Source organism: Nitrincola sp. (assembly GCF_048264025.1).
In the GTDB taxonomy this organism is placed as follows: domain Bacteria; phylum Pseudomonadota; class Gammaproteobacteria; order Pseudomonadales; family Balneatricaceae; genus Nitrincola.
In genome coordinates, this window is sequence record NZ_JBLXDN010000017.1 from 70781 (window position 1) to 86015 (window position 15235).

Below are 15235 nucleotides of genomic sequence, written 5' to 3' on the forward strand. Positions count from 1 at the left end.
GGCCATACCCCTTACCCAGGCTTTTTAGGGCGCTCGGCCAAAGGTGTCGAGAAAGTATGTTCCATATCCCAGGGAAAACGTATCCAGGTATCCTGGCTAACCTCAGTAATAAAGGTATCCACCAACGGTTTTCCGGCAGGTTTGGCATAAATGGTGGCAAAGTGTGCTTTCGGCAACATTTCGCGTACATGGCGAGCCGTTTTGCCGGTATCCACCAGGTCATCAATCAGAATCATCCCTTCACCATCGCCCGCAACACTCTTCAGAACCGTGAGATCTCCCTGGGCGGCGGCCGTACCGGAAGTATCACTTTTCTGATAGCTCACTACACAGATGGTATCAATCAGCCGTATGTCCATTTCGCGTGCCAATATCGCCGCGGGCACCAGGCCACCGCGAGTAATCGCAATAATGCCGTTCCATTGGCCCTTGTCCAGCAGCCGCCAGGCCAGTGCGCGGGCGTTACGGTGCAGTTCTTCCCAGCCAACAGGAAAGTCCATCCGGTAGTGGTGTTCAGTCATGGTGCGTTCTCCGAGTCGTGATAGTGACGACTTTGGTTACAAGGATTGATCGATTTTGACAAAGACGATCAGCAAATCAATTATTTATTATTTTATATTATACTAACAGCACAGAAACCATTAAGTTGACCGATTGATCAATTTTTTGGCACAAGACTTGCCACTAAGTCTCGTGATAGTACCGTGACACTCTATTCAGACGTCAGGAACAATCGCTGTCTCTGACATGAATTATGCTGGCTAAACATGAAAAGGTAACCCTTATGCTTGAACGTCTTTTCCAACTTGAAGCCCACAATACCTCGGTTCGAAACGAGATAATCGGTGGCGTAACCACTTTTTTGACCATGGCGTATATTATATTCGTCAACCCGGCGATGCTGGCGCAGGCCGGTATGGATCAGGGAGCCGTCTTTGTAGCCACCTGCCTTGCCGCCGCTATAGGTTGCTTAATAATGGGGCTTTATGCGAACTATCCCATCGCTCTTGCACCAGGAATGGGCTTAAATGCCTTTTTCACCTATGGTGTAGTACTCGGCATGGGGTATTCCTGGGAAGTGGCACTGGGTGCGATCTTCCTTTCTGGTGTGATATTTGTCCTGATCAGCATCTTCAAGATTCGTGAATGGATCATTAACTCCATTCCCTCTTCATTGAAACTCGGCATTGCCGCAGGTATCGGTTTGTTCCTGGCGATCATCGCCCTAAAGAACGCCGGCATTGTCGTTGAGCATCCGGCCACGTTAGTGACTCTCGGTGATCTATCGACCCCCCCTGCCATCTACGGCCTTCTCGGCTTTTTTGTGATAGCAGCCCTGGCTTATCTGAGGGTAACCGGTGCCGTCATGATCGGTATTTTGAGCATCACGGTGCTTGCCATCATTTTAGGGCACAGTGAATTTGGCGGACTTGTCTCCATGCCACCGTCCATTGCGCCGACTTTTTTAGCCATGGATATTGCCGGTGCTTTTGAAGTAGGTATGATCAGTGTGATTTTTGCGTTCCTGTTTGTCGATCTGTTTGATACCGCTGGCACACTGATCGGTGTGGGCGAGCGCGGCAAATTACTGGATAAGGATGGCAAACTGCCGCGCATCAAAAAAGCCCTGCTGGCTGACTCAACCGCCACTGTTGTTGGCGCTTCACTGGGTACATCATCGACCACCAGCTACATTGAAAGTGCCGCTGGTGTTGCCGCCGGTGGACGTACCGGTCTGACCGCCGTCGTCGTTGCCGTACTGTTTTTGGTGAGCTTATTTTTTGCCCCCCTAGCAGGCTCCATTCCAGCTTACGCCACAGCGGGTGCGCTGCTGTATGTAGCTGTACTGATGACAGGCAGCCTGTCTAAAGTCGACTGGGACGACGTGTCTGAAGCCGCCCCGGTACTGATTGCCGCACTGACCATGCCGCTGACCTTCTCCATTGCCCATGGTATTGCACTGGCGTTTATCAGTTATGCGGCCATCAAGCTCTTCTCCGGCCAGGGTAAACAGGTCAGCATCAGCGTCTATGCACTGGCCGCTTTCTTTGTGATCAAGTTTATTTTCTTCCCTTAAGATCTACGGCTGCAGTCACACTCTCCTGACTGCAGCCTTCATGTCCTCACTTATTTTTAATGCTTCTGAAACATCTCTCGCTCGTTTCAGTGCCTACAATCCAATTCAATTTATCGAAATATCTTGAACGCTTAATGGCTGAAATAGCAAACTTGGCAAGCTTCCTGCATTTCTTGACTGTACAGTCAGGTTTTATTTGATCTATAGTTGATTAAAGCACTTGGACTTTTCCTTGGTCAGGAAGGACTACTAACATTTGATTCACACAAATCCATTGTTAATCAGTTAATTAAGACCAGAAAACGCGCATTTAGGAAGCATTATTATGCAATTTATGCTGAATCAGACACAAATCCAACTGGATGAGTGTGCACCAGATACCACCCTGCTGGAGTATCTTCGCACACATCTGGTGCAACGAGGCACCAAAGAAGGCTGTGCATCGGGTGATTGCGGTGCCTGTACCGTGGTTTTGGCTGAACCAGCTGGAGAAGGTCTAAGCTACCGAGCCATCAACAGTTGCATTACTTACCTGGGAGCCGTGGATGGCTGTCAGGTGATAACAGTTGAAGGCTTAAGTAGCCAGCCTGAACACTTGCATCCGGTGCAACAGGCCATGGTGGATCAACATGCCTCACAATGCGGTTTTTGTACGCCGGGGTTTGTGATGTCACTATTCGCCCTCACACATCAACCGCATGAGCCACGAAGTACCACAGCTATCGAGCAGATTCATCAGGCGCTCGGCGGCAATCTGTGCCGTTGCACAGGTTACCGCCCCATCATCGATGCCGCCAAAAGCTTACTGTCTGCCCCGCTGACTGATGCTTTCGACGAGCAGGAACAAGAAGTTCACCATCAACTCAGTGATTGGGCAACAACTGATGACAGCTCGGTGACGCTTAAGGACGGTGAAAGCAGCGTCTTTGCCAGTCCACGCAGCAGTGCCGCATTATTGGATTGCTTAGCGCGCTATCCCCAAGCGCGATTGGTCGCGGGAGGTACCGATCTGGCACTGGAAACCACACAGCAACTGCGCAGTCTGCCACAATTAATTTACACTGGTCGCGTGGCCGAAATGCGCCAGATCTGTGAACAGCCTGAGGCCTTGGTAATTGGCGCGGCGGTCACCTACAGCGAAGCCGAGTCGATATTGGCCGCGATCTTTCCAGCGCTGGCTGGCCTCATACATCGTCTGGGCTCTCTGCAAGTACGCAACCAGGGAACCTTGGGCGGTAATATTGCCAATGCTTCTCCGATTGGTGATATGCCGCCGGTACTGCTGGCGCTGGACGCTCAGTTGCGTATTCGGGATGCCGGGGGTGTGATCGACATGCCGATCCATGAGTTTTTCACGGGTTATCGACAAACCCGCTTACCCCCTGGCGGTTTTATTGAAGCGTTGATTCTGCCTCGCCTGCAATCAGACAGTTTCTTGCGCATCTACAAAATATCCAAGCGCCTGGATGATGATATCTCGGCGGTGTGCCTGGCGATGCACTTGCAGCTTGATCAGGACCGTATCGTTACTGCTCGACTGGGTTTTGGTGGCATGGCGGCCACACCGGCACGTGCGTATCAGGCAGAAGCCGCCTTGCTTGGCCAGCCCTTCACTCCTGAAGGAGTCCGTGCGGCTCAGGCGGCTTTAGCCACTGACTTTACCCCGCTCTCCGATGTACGCGCCAGTGCCGAATACCGTTTACGTAGCGCCAGCAATTTATTGCTGCGAGCCGCTCTGGAATATCAGGGCCAGACATCTCTGGAGGTGAGTCATCATGCGCACGCTGGCTGAAACCCACCCAAAACTGACTGATCAACCACCCGGCGGGGCAGGGACAGTCGTACCGCATGACAGTGCCCGGCAGCATGTGATGGGAACCGCACGTTATGTGGATGATATCGCCGAACCCCAGGGCACCCTCTATGCCGCTGTCATCGGCAGCCGGATCGCCAAAGGGCGTATCCGCTCACTCGACCTGACCGCTGTTGCGACAGCCCCAGGGGTCGTTGCGCTACTGACACTGGATGATGTGCCCGGCCATACCGATATTGGCCCGGTATTTCCCGGCGACCCTGTTTTGACCCAGAGCGACATTCGCTATGCTGGCCAGCCTATCGCACTGGTGGCTGCCATTAGTGAAAAAGCCGCCCGTCAGGCCGTATTGCTGGCTCAGATTGACTACGACGCCCTGACACCACAACTGGATGCTGAAACCGCGCTGGCTAACCAGCAGCTATTAAGGCCCAGCCACCGTATGCAACTGGGTGATTGCGCAACCGTCTTGCCGCAGGCCCCTATCCAACTGAGCGCCAAGATGCAGGTTGGAGGGCAAGAACATCTATACCTGGAAGGCCAGGTCAGCCTGGCGGTGCCGGGTGAAGACGGCGACATGTTGATCTACACCTCCAGCCAACATCCCAGTGAGGTACAAAAGCTGGTGGCCGAGGTATTAAACCAACCTTTGCATAAGGTCACTGTGGATATGCGTCGCATGGGCGGTGGCTTTGGCGGCAAGGAAACCCAAGCGGCGCCCTGGGCCTGTCTGGCCGCACTGATGGCGGCTAAAACCGGACAGGCCGTCAAACTGCGTCTGCCGCGCAAAGACGATATGGTCATGACCGGTAAGCGTCATCCGTTTGTAAACCGTTACCATATCGGCTGTGACGAGCAGGGCCGGCTACTGGCCGCGGATATTGAAGTGATCGGAAACGGTGGTCACTCACCCGATCTGACTGATGCCATCGTCGATCGCGCCATGTTTCATGCCGATAACGCCTACTTCCTGCCCAATGCCGATATTCGCGGTCACCGGGTTGCAACCGATACTGTCTCGCATACAGCATTTCGCGGTTTCGGCGGTCCGCAAGGCATGTTGATTATTGAACGTGCCATGGATGATATTGCCCGACACCTGAGTTGTGACCCGTTGGATATCCGCAAGCGTAATCTCTACGCTGAAAAAAGGGATCTGACCCCTTATCATCAGCAGGTGGAGTTTGCGACGCTGCAGCGGTTGGTGGCCGAGCTGGAACAGAGCAGTGATTACTGGGCGCGGCGCGAAGCGATTACCCAGTGGAATAACAGCAGCGTGATTCTCAAGCGCGGATTGGCGCTGACGCCGGTTAAGTTTGGTATCTCCTTTACCTTGCAGCACCTGAATCAGGCGGGGGCTTTGCTACACATTTACACCGATGGCAGTATCCAGCTTAACCACGGTGGCACGGAAATGGGTCAGGGGCTACACACCAAGGTAGCCCAGGTGGTGGCCAGTACGCTGGGGGTGGATCTGCAGCAGATACGCATTACCGCCACACGCACGGACAAGGTCCCCAATACCTCACCCACCGCCGCCTCCAGTGGTTCTGATCTGAATGGCAAAGCCGCCGAACAGGCCGCCCTGACACTCAAGCAGCGACTGAGTGAATTTCTGGCCGAACAACAGGCTGTACCGCTGTCGCAGATACGTTTTTCTGACAATCAGGTCTGGTGGGATGATAATCAGTCAGTGACTTTTGCCGAGCTGGTGCAACAGGCCTATCTGGCCAGAATCTCCCTCTCGGCTACCGGTTATTACCGCACTCCGAAAATATGGTATGACCGGGAAAAAGCCCAAGGCCGCCCCTTCTTCTACTTCGCTACCGGTGCCTCCGTTTCTGAGGTGCTGGTGGACACATTGACCGGTGAATACCGGCTGCTACGAGCCGATATCCTTCATGATGTCGGCAAGAGTCTGAATCCTGGTATTGATATTGGCCAGATAGAAGGCGGCTTTATCCAGGGCATGGGCTGGCTGACCACCGAGGAATTGGTCTGGAATCAAGACGGTCAGTTACTGAGCAACTCCCCCGCCACCTATAAAATTCCGGCGATCAGTGACACCCCGCCAGTATTTAATGTCAGGCTGTTTGATCAAGCCAATGCCGAAGATACCCTTTACCACTCCAAAGCCGTGGGTGAACCGCCGTTGATGCTGGCGATCTCGGTCTGGTCAGCGCTGCGCGATGCCATCAGCAGCCTCAGCAACTACCGCATCAGTCCGGACCTGGATACCCCTGCCACACCGGAGCGGGTGCTGGGTGCCATTGAAGCATTAAAAAAACAACAGGAGGCCTGCTGATGATCCGTTGGAGCGATGCCCTGGCTGAATGTCAGCGCAGTGGCCAATCGCATGTGTTGGTCAGTGTCATCAGTACTGAGGGGTCCGTACCGCGCAACCCCGGCAGCAAAATGCTGGTGACTGAAGACAGTCTGATAGATACCCTTGGTGGTGGCAATCTGGAGTGGCATGCGCTGGAATACGCGCGCCAACTCTTGGCTGAAGGAAAAAACGCTCAACGCCTGCAGAAATTTCCACTGGCAGCGGCGCTGGGGCAGTGTTGCGGCGGCCATGCCACGCTGCTGTTTGAGTGCTTTTGTCACGTCAGCCACTCACTGTGGCTGTTTGGTGCCGGTCATGTCGGACATGCCCTGAGCAAAATATTGCAAGACCTGCCGCTCAGGCTTCACTGGGTTGATAATCGCCCAGCGCAATTTCCAGTCGATTTAGCGGCTGATATTATCCATCATCACCCAGAAGCGCCCACCGATGTGTTTAATCAGATGAGGCCCAACGACTCTCTGCTGATCATGACCCACTCGCATGATCTGGATTACCACCTGTGTGAAGCGGCCTTAACACAACAGCATCAGGGATTTATTGGTTTAATAGGTTCTGATACCAAAGCCGCTCGCTTTCGCCATCGTCTCAGGCATGCGGGATTCACCGCCGAAGACGTTAATCGTATCGAGTGCCCGGTCGGAGTGATTGGTATAGGAGGGAAGCGCCCCATGGAGGTCGCAGTTTCCATTGCCGCACGTGTCATTCAGCACTACCGCAGCCAACTATCCGACGAGGGTATACACCAAGGGCTTTCAAGAGCAGAACTGACCGAACTGAATAGGCTATTACAAGAGACGCACCATGACACTGAATGAGCTCAATCAACTCGATCCGCAGGTGGCTGCGACCTGCTTCCGCCAATGCTGTGTCAGCGAAGCCTGGATTCAGGGTATGTTACAGGAGCGGCCTTTCAGCAGTGAAGCGGCACTGCTCGCAGAAGCATCACGCATCTGGGCGGGACTCGAAAAAAGTGACTATCTGCAAGCCTTTGAAGGCCACCCCAAAATTGGCGATGTGGGTTCTCTGCGAGCCAAATATGCCGATACCAAAGCGCTGGCAGCAGGCGAACAATCCTCTGTGGATAGTGCCAATGAAGCGACAATCAACGCACTGGCTAAAGGTAATCAGCAGTATGAAGCACGCTTTGGCTATATTTTTATTGTCTGCGCTACAGGCAAGTCAGCTGAGGAGATGCTGGCACTGCTGACAGAGCGATTACACAACGATGCGCAAACAGAAATTCACCTGGCGGCTTCAGAGCAAAATAAAATCACTCAGATCCGCTTACAAAAATTACTTCAAAATTGATATAGACAAGCAGGACAAGTATGAGCCAAATAACAACCCATGTACTGGATACTGCCACAGGCTTGCCAGCCGCGGGCATTCCCATCAGTCTTTACCATCTGGATAAGGGCAACTGGATTGAAATCAGCCAGGGGGTCACTAATCAAGACGGCAGAATTGCCGACCTGCTGGCGAGTGACGTCATTTTAGCCGCAGGCCGTTACCGTATGCGCTTTATGCTGGAGAATTATTTCAGCTCACAAGACCAGCCCAGCTTTTATCCTCAGGTCGATATAGAGTGTAACTTGAGCGGTGCTGGCGATCATTACCACATCCCCCTGTTGATCAGCCCCTTTGGCTATACCACCTACCGAGGTTCCTGATACATGACCCTGCATGCTTTTCGTGGATCGGTTCTGCACTACCTGGAAGATCCAGCTACTCACGCTGAACAGGCCAGCGAGTTCATCGATGACGCCCTATTATTAGTTGAAGATGGCAAGATCAAGGCACTCGCACCTTATGCTGAACTGATCCCTACGCTGGACCCGGCGCTAAAGGTCATAGACTACTCGGGCAAAATACTCATGCCAGGTTTTATTGACCTGCATACCCATTATCCACAAACGGAAATGATTGCATCCTATGGCAGACAACTGCTCGACTGGCTGAACAATTATACCTTTCCGACTGAAAGCAAATTTGCTGACGCGGCCTATGCAAAATCCATTGCCGAACTGTTTATTGATGAACTGCTGCGCAATGGCACTACCACAGCCATGGTGTTTGCGACTGTACATAAGGCATCGGCTGAGGCGTTTTTCGAAGTCGCAGCGGCTCAGAACCTACGCATGATCGCAGGCAAAGTCCTGATGGATCGCAACGCACCCGCTACTTTATGTGACACAGTTGATACAGGTTATACCGAATCCGCTGAATTGATTGAAAAATGGCATGGCAAACAGCGCTTATCCTATGCCGTGACACCCCGCTTCGCCCCCACCAGCACGCCGGAGCAACTCCAGAGTGCCGGTCAGTTGTTACAAGCCTACCCGGGAGTCTATCTGCAAAGCCACCTGGCTGAAAACCGCGATGAACTTGCCTGGGTTGCCGAGCTGTTCCCCAAGGCACGAGACTATTTAGATGCCTATGAGCAGGCAGGTCTACTGGGTCCCCACTGTGTCTATGCTCATGGTATCCACCTGAGTGATTCAGCCTGTGATCGCCTGGCCCAATCAGGCACAGTACTGGCGCATTGTCCCACCTCAAACCTGTTTTTAGGTTCAGGTTTATTTGAGATGAACCGCCTCAGCAAACAGGGTGTTCGCTACGCTATCGGCACAGATGTCGGAGCGGGTACCAGTTTTTCCATGTTTCGAACCCTGGGCGATGCCTACAAAATTCAACAGTTGCAACAACACTCCTTACACCCGCACCAGTCCTTGTACCTGGCCACCCTGGGCGGTGCACGGGCCTTATCAATGGATCATCTGATCGGTAACTTTCTACCCGGCAAAGAAGCGGACTTCATTGTGATTGATCCCCAGTCAACCCCATTGCTCAGTTTCAGAACAGCTCAATGTGAGAGTTTGACCGAGATGCTCTTCGCCTTAACTACCCTCGGTGATGACCGATTAATTCATGCCACCTATATTCTTGGCAACTTAGCTTACCTTCAGGAGCATTAATTCATGGATCCCTATTTATATGACTGGCTAAACCTAGTAGTGCGCCTATTACACGTTGTCACGGCCATTGCCTGGATAGGGGCATCCTTTTACTTTATCTGGCTGGATAACTCGCTGGAAGAACCACCAGAGTGGAAAAAGGACAAGGGCATTAAAGGGGATCTATGGTCTATCCATGGTGGTGGCATCTATGAAGTCGCTAAATACCAGCTCAGTCCGGAAAAAATGCCCAAGCACCTGCACTGGTTCAAATGGGAGGCCTATTCCACCTGGATTACCGGCATGCTGCTGCTGACGCTGATTTACTATGTCGGAGCTTCCAGTTACATGATTGATCCTTCCAAAGCCGATCTGGCTCCCTGGCAGGCCATAAGTCTGGGACTGGGGAGCATCGCTATAGGGCTGACGATTTATGAACTCCTGTGTCGTACACCGCTGGTCAATAAGGAACTGCTATTTGGTCTGATTTTGCTGGGTGTGATTGCGGCCCTCGCCTGGTTTCTGGGCCAGTTTATTGGAGACCGTGCGGCCTATATCCACATCGGCGCATTGATTGGCACCTGTATGGCAGCCAATGTGTTCACCACCATCATTCCATCACAAAAAGCACTTATTGGAGCTATTGAAAAGGGAGAGTCGCCAGATCCCATCTACGGTCTAAACGCCAAGCGTCGCTCCACCCATAACAACTATGCAACCATCCCGGTACTGTTCATAATGCTCAGCAATCACTCGCCAATGACTTACGGCCATGAGCACAGCTGGGCTATTTTGACTGCTCTGATAGTGATCGGTGCCTGGGCCAGGCACTTTTTCAACCTGCGCCACAAGGGAATCGTCAAACCCTCTATCCTGATCACTGCCGTGCTGGCCTTCATAGTGCTGGTGCTTATAGCACGCCCACAGCCTATCCAACAACTGGAGGCAGGTGACCAGCAGCTCTCAGATAATCAGGCCTTTGGGATTGTTATGGAACGCTGCGCAACCTGCCATAGCCGCAGCCCGACCGACGACATATTCAGGGTATCACCAGGCGGCATTTATCTGGAAACTGGCGCTGATATTATGCGGTTACTAGACAGAATCGAAGCTAGAAGTATTCTGACACACGACATGCCCTTTTTGAATAAAACTGAGATGAGCCTGGAAGAAAGAGCCTTATTGGCTGATTGGATCAAACGGACAAAAAACTGAATTTCCGAAGACGCTGTGGTGTTTTACTTAAAAACGCCACAGCCCTTCAAGATAACATGAATCAAGGTTTCTGTTGCAGCCGAATAGTCCTGTTCATCAGGCTCTTTTTTATTTAATGCGGCAGCAATTTGAACAGAAAAATCAGCATAGTGCTGGGTAGTGGACCAGATCATAAACAACAAATGTTCTGGCGTTATGGCATCAATTTTGCCTTGCTCTATCCATTTCCTGAACACAGCAACACGACCTTCAAACCAGACATGATAGTTATCGCTAAAATAGGTTTTCATATTATTTGCGCCGCTGATTATTTCAGCCGCAAAGATACGCGAGGCCAAATTATACTCTCGAGCAAAAGCAATTTTTTGACGAATATACTCAGGCAAAACCTCAGCGGGATCATCATCTTCAGTAAAGTCACTCAAGCTTGAGTCCCAGATATCGATGATATTACTCAAGACAGCAATATAAAGACCCATTTTATTTTTAAAATAATAGTGGATATTAGCCTTCGGCAAGCCGGCTCGTTGCGCAATGGCATTCATACTGGCGCCAACAAACCCTTTCTCGGCGAACTCCACCTCAGCTGCACGGATAATCAGCGTTTCATTTTGCTTGCGGATTCTACCGACAGGCTTATCATGTTGATGGGATTCAATATTGAATAGCAAAAGGCTGCTCTCCGCGAGGGCTGGTGTGTCTCTATAGGGCCAGCAGTATAATACACCTGACGCTAATATTGAACTTCAGCTCAGGATAGATGTTGGACCCAGCAGCCTTGATGACACGGCTATTACAGTTTGTTTACCAAGCATTCGGCCTGCTGCTGATGTTCTCTACGCAGTCGGGCTTCATCCTTATGTATCAGCCGGCCCTCTTCAACCAGCCACTTTCCAGCCACCATCACTCGATCGGCGCGGTGCGCACCACATAATAACAACGCCGCCAGCGGATCATGACTACCAGAAAATCTCAGCTCATCCAGACGAAACAACGCCAAATCAGCCTGCATCCCCTCCGTTAGCACCCCCAAATCCTGTCGTCCTAGCAAACTGGCCGAGCCCTGAGTCACCCAGCGCAAAGCATCCAGATGAGACACCGCTTCGGCACCATACTTAAGGCGCTGAAGGTACATCGCCTGTCGAGCTTCGGTGATCAGATTGGAGCAATCATTCGATGCTGAACCATCCACCCCCAGACCTACCGGCGCACCTGCTTGCTCCAGGTCCAGCACCGGACAGATACCGGACGCCAACATCATATTAGAGGAAGGACAGTGACAAATACCGGTTCCAGCGGCTCCTAAACGCTGAATCTCATCCTGATTGAAATGTATACCGTGGGCCAACCAGGTCTGTTCGGATAACCATCCGACATGTTCAAGATAATCCACAGTACGCATCCCGAATCGCTTCAGACAAAAAGCCTCTTCATCCAGTGTTTCCGCAAGATGCGTGTGCAAACGAATCGTATACTCTGCAGCCAATTTAGCTGACTCACTCATCAACTCGCTGGTTACCGAAAATGGGGAACAAGGCGCAAGCGCAACCTGCCTCTTCGAGCCCACTGCAGGGTCATGAAAGCGTTTGATCAATCGCAGACTATCATCCAGAATTTGGCTTTCCTGTTGCACCACGCTTTGTGGTGGCAAACCTCCGTCAGCGGCGCCAAGACTCATGGAACCACGTGTCAGCGTCACCCTCATACCGGTACTTTCGGCGGCATCCATCTGTATATCAATGGCCTGGGTTAATTGGTCAGGAAATACATAGTGATGATCAGCCGCAGTAGTACACCCAGATAACAGCAGTTCAGATAACGCCAGTTCCGTGGCACTGAACAGCATGTTTTCATCCAAGCTGGCCCAAATCGGATACAGTGTTTGTAACCAGGGAAACAGGGGCTTATTCAATGCCGCCGGCAATGCACGTGTCAGCGTCTGATAAAAGTGATGATGAGTGTTAATCAGGCCAGGCAACACCACGTGTTGCCTGGCATCAAACACTGCATCACAGGGAGTACTTGGCAACGCCCCCCTAGCCACTACCTCCCGGATCACTCCCTGATCCGTATCAATAACCAGTCCGCCTTCACTGTCTGCACATGTGTTGGTATGCATCGCCAACGGCTGTTTAATCCACAAGCTTCTGGTCATTCAGTAACTCTCACGCTAATAGCCATTTCAGGTCGGAGACTGCTCTAGTTTTGATTCAACCTCCATTTCAGTAGTTGACGTTTCTTCAGGCAGAATTACGCTCAACAATATGGCTGTTAAACCACCCGAGGTTACGGCCGATCCGAAAATATTGCGTACCAGGTCTGGCATCTCAGCCAATAAATCCGGGGTCATGGAAACACCCAGCCCTATCCCGAAAGAAGCTGCCATAATCAACAGATTGCGGCGATCCAGGGTTTCATTTGCCAGAATTTTCACGCCAGCCGCCGCCACGGTACCAAACATTACCAGAGTGGCGCCACCTAACACTGGCTTGGGGATCTGTTGCAGTATGGCTCCAATGATGGGGAAAAGCCCCAGAATCATCAAAATCACAGCAACATAGTAGCCAATATAGCGACTGGCCACGCCGGTTAGCTGGATCACACCATTGTTTTGGCTGAAGGTTGTATTGGGGAAGGTATGAAATACTGACGCAATCATTGAGTTAATCCCATCAGCCAACACCCCGCCACGAATACGTTTTATATATTCATCACCCTTAATCGGCTGTTTGGAGATAATGCAGTTGGCGGTAATATCGCCACTGGTTTCGATGGCAGTCACCAGATAGATTAACGCAACGGGAAAGAACGCACTAAAATCAAATGCAAAACCGTACTGAAACGGTATAGGGATAGTCAACAAACTTACACTGGACAGGTGACTAAAGCTGATCTGTCCCATAACGGCGGCTATCACATATCCGGCCACCAGACCCAATACGATGGAGGACAGTCTCACCCAGGGATTTGCTGAGCGGTTCAGCAGAATGATGGTGATGAGAACAAATCCCCCCAGTGCCAGATTAGAAATACTACCAAAATCTGGCGCATTAACACCGCCGGCAAGGTCAGTCATACCCACACGAATCAGGCTGATGCCAATAATGGTAATGACAATACCGGTTACCAGTGGTGTCAGGATGCGTTTGAGTTTGTGCAAAATCTGACTGATAAATATTTCAATAAAGGCACCCAAAAAACACACCCCGGTAATCAGTGCCAAAATATCCTCTGGACCACCCCCCTTACTTTTTGCAATAAATCCAGCCGCCAGTATGGCGCTCAAAAACGCAAAACTGGTGCCTTGAACACAAATCATCCCGGCACCTATTCCCCAGGCACGACGTGCCTGAATAAAGGTGCCAACACCAGAGACAAACAGTGCCATGCTGATGAGGTAAGGCAGATGCTCACCCAGGCCCAGCACCCCACCAATAATTAATGTGGGTGTGATAATACCAACAAAGCTGGCAAGCACGTGCTGTATGGCCGCAAAGGTTGACGCTTTGACTCCAGGCCGTGAGTCAAGTGGGTAGATTAAGTCACTTTTCATCATCAGCATCCTCTAGTTTAAAAGTGCCACTGGGCATTAAGTGTCCAGGCATCTGTATCTATGCCAGGGCCACTAGGATTACCAAATTTGTTACGCCAGTACTCGTAGCCCACACCGACACGCAGTGTATTGTCACGGCCCAGCACATAACGTCCAACATCCAGCATCAATGCAGGTCGAATTAATGTCTCGGGTTTGGTTTCATTACCGAAGTTGTTATCACCCTTACTGCTAATAAAGTTCGCAAAGCCCTGAAAGCGTAAAGGTGCTCCCTTTATTTCGAAGGGAATCCCCCAGGCAATACTCATCAAATAATAGGGATCAAAGTCTATGTCGTTGGTGTTTCCTGGAGCTCCACAGGCAGATAGCCCACAGTGATTGGTCTCATAAGCTGCGAGAAAACTCACATCCATAAAACCGGGAACATCCATTTTAAAAGTTGGCCCGACAACAAACATACGTTTCCTGGGAGCAAAGGCGGTATTTTTGGTATTTAAATCAAATCCAGCTGTTAAACTTACATCCTTAACCGGTCCGAAACTAAAATCTGCATCAAGAAGTTTGCTTATATACAATTGATGACGGTAGGTCAGATAGAACTCTGTAGCACCATTATCACTACCTGAAGCAGCATCTTTTTTATCAGATTGCAGCATATCCAGATTAAAGAAATTCTGACCATAATCGTAGCCACTGGCATGACCCAAGGTCAGCACATTTTTTCTTATATCATTCGTATTTCCAGGTTCCGTAAACTCTGAACCATAGCGATAGCCAATAAAGGTATCCGACCAGTTAAAAGCTTGTGCTTGCCCACTTATTACGCCTGCCGTTAAAGTCATGACTGAAACAGCTAAGAGTTTTTTTGCTTTTTTCATTTAATTGTCTCTCTGCCCATTATGAAAGTTGACTACCTAGTCAGGTTTTCAGTAGCAGAAATCATGCCAAACTCTAAATTCGAACAGCAGATCTAATAAAAACCCCGTAAAAAGCATGTGAAGATGAGTGATAAAACCTAATAACAATTTGAAATACAATAGAATATTAAAACATCATTCATTATTGACAAAATCGATAATGAAAAGCGTTCAGGAGAGAAAATGCTTGGTGTTTAGCACCATAATGGGGATGGTTTGTTCTAAGTGTGTGCAAATAAAGCACCGAGATCATTACATTAATCAGCTCGATGCTTTATTAACCCTGAATTCAACTATTAACTGCAACACCCGCTTATATTCTGTCGCAATTGCTCTTTAAAAATTACGTCTGGTTGAAT

The 15235-nt window shown here is 50.6% G+C and carries 13 protein-coding genes; 8 read left to right on the top strand and 5 right to left on the bottom strand.

Annotated features, from left to right (window positions below):
- Positions 1 to 11: 11 nt before the first annotated feature.
- Positions 12 to 521, bottom strand: coding sequence for a xanthine phosphoribosyltransferase (gene gpt / locus ACN0R1_RS13410; protein ID WP_417583667.1), 510 nt, complete (start codon positions 519 to 521; stop codon positions 12 to 14).
- 263 nt (positions 522 to 784) lie between these two features.
- Between gpt and ACN0R1_RS13415 the strand changes: the two genes are divergently transcribed.
- From ACN0R1_RS13415 to ACN0R1_RS13450, 8 genes are all read left to right on the top strand, one after another.
- The gene (locus tag ACN0R1_RS13415; RefSeq protein WP_417583669.1) at positions 785 to 2077 is read left to right on the top strand and encodes an NCS2 family permease; all 1293 of its coding nucleotides are present in this window, start codon (positions 785 to 787) and stop codon (positions 2075 to 2077) included.
- A gap of 325 nt (positions 2078 to 2402) precedes the next feature.
- Positions 2403 to 3869, top strand: a complete 1467-nt coding sequence (gene xdhA / locus ACN0R1_RS13420; protein ID WP_417583671.1) for a xanthine dehydrogenase small subunit — start codon at positions 2403 to 2405, stop codon at positions 3867 to 3869.
- Positions 3853 to 6195, top strand: coding sequence for a xanthine dehydrogenase molybdopterin binding subunit (gene xdhB, locus ACN0R1_RS13425; protein WP_417583673.1), 2343 nt, complete (start codon positions 3853 to 3855; stop codon positions 6193 to 6195). Before xdhA ends, xdhB begins: the two co-directional genes overlap by 17 nt.
- Positions 6195 to 7052 (top strand): xanthine dehydrogenase accessory protein XdhC, encoded by an 858-nt coding sequence (gene xdhC / locus ACN0R1_RS13430; protein ID WP_417583675.1) that lies wholly within the window; start codon positions 6195 to 6197, stop codon positions 7050 to 7052. The genes xdhB and xdhC overlap by 1 nt, the downstream gene beginning before the upstream one ends.
- Positions 7039 to 7545 (top strand): 2-oxo-4-hydroxy-4-carboxy-5-ureidoimidazoline decarboxylase, encoded by a 507-nt coding sequence (gene uraD / locus ACN0R1_RS13435; protein WP_417583677.1) that lies wholly within the window; start codon positions 7039 to 7041, stop codon positions 7543 to 7545. The genes xdhC and uraD overlap by 14 nt, the downstream gene beginning before the upstream one ends.
- A 20-nt stretch (positions 7546 to 7565) precedes the next feature.
- Positions 7566 to 7907 carry a hydroxyisourate hydrolase gene (gene uraH / locus ACN0R1_RS13440; RefSeq protein ID WP_417583679.1) on the top strand — a complete coding sequence of 114 codons (342 nt, stop codon included), beginning with the start codon at positions 7566 to 7568 and terminating at the stop codon, positions 7905 to 7907.
- A 3-nt stretch (positions 7908 to 7910) separates the two neighbouring features.
- Positions 7911 to 9212, top strand: coding sequence for a guanine deaminase (gene guaD / locus ACN0R1_RS13445; RefSeq protein WP_417583681.1), 1302 nt, complete (start codon positions 7911 to 7913; stop codon positions 9210 to 9212).
- A gap of 3 nt (positions 9213 to 9215) precedes the next feature.
- Positions 9216 to 10406 (top strand): urate hydroxylase PuuD, encoded by a 1191-nt coding sequence (locus tag ACN0R1_RS13450; protein ID WP_417583683.1) that lies wholly within the window; start codon positions 9216 to 9218, stop codon positions 10404 to 10406.
- Positions 10407 to 10429: 23 nt separating this feature from the next.
- Here ACN0R1_RS13450 and ACN0R1_RS13455 read toward each other — a convergent pair whose 3' ends face one another.
- From ACN0R1_RS13455 to ACN0R1_RS13470, 4 genes are all read right to left on the bottom strand, one after another.
- Positions 10430 to 11077, bottom strand: a complete 648-nt coding sequence (locus tag ACN0R1_RS13455; RefSeq protein WP_417583685.1) for a TetR/AcrR family transcriptional regulator — start codon at positions 11075 to 11077, stop codon at positions 10430 to 10432.
- Positions 11078 to 11199: 122 nt separating this feature from the next.
- On the bottom strand, positions 11200 to 12561 hold the full coding sequence (locus tag ACN0R1_RS13460; RefSeq protein WP_417583687.1) for an 8-oxoguanine deaminase: 1362 nt from the start codon (positions 12559 to 12561) through the stop codon (positions 11200 to 11202).
- 27 nt (positions 12562 to 12588) lie between these two features.
- A complete protein-coding gene (locus ACN0R1_RS13465) occupies positions 12589 to 13959 on the bottom strand; it encodes a uracil-xanthine permease family protein (protein WP_417583689.1) in 1371 nt (456 codons plus the stop codon).
- A gap of 17 nt (positions 13960 to 13976) precedes the next feature.
- On the bottom strand, positions 13977 to 14837 hold the full coding sequence (locus tag ACN0R1_RS13470; protein WP_417583691.1) for a hypothetical protein: 861 nt from the start codon (positions 14835 to 14837) through the stop codon (positions 13977 to 13979).
- Positions 14838 to 15235 lie beyond the last annotated feature (398 nt).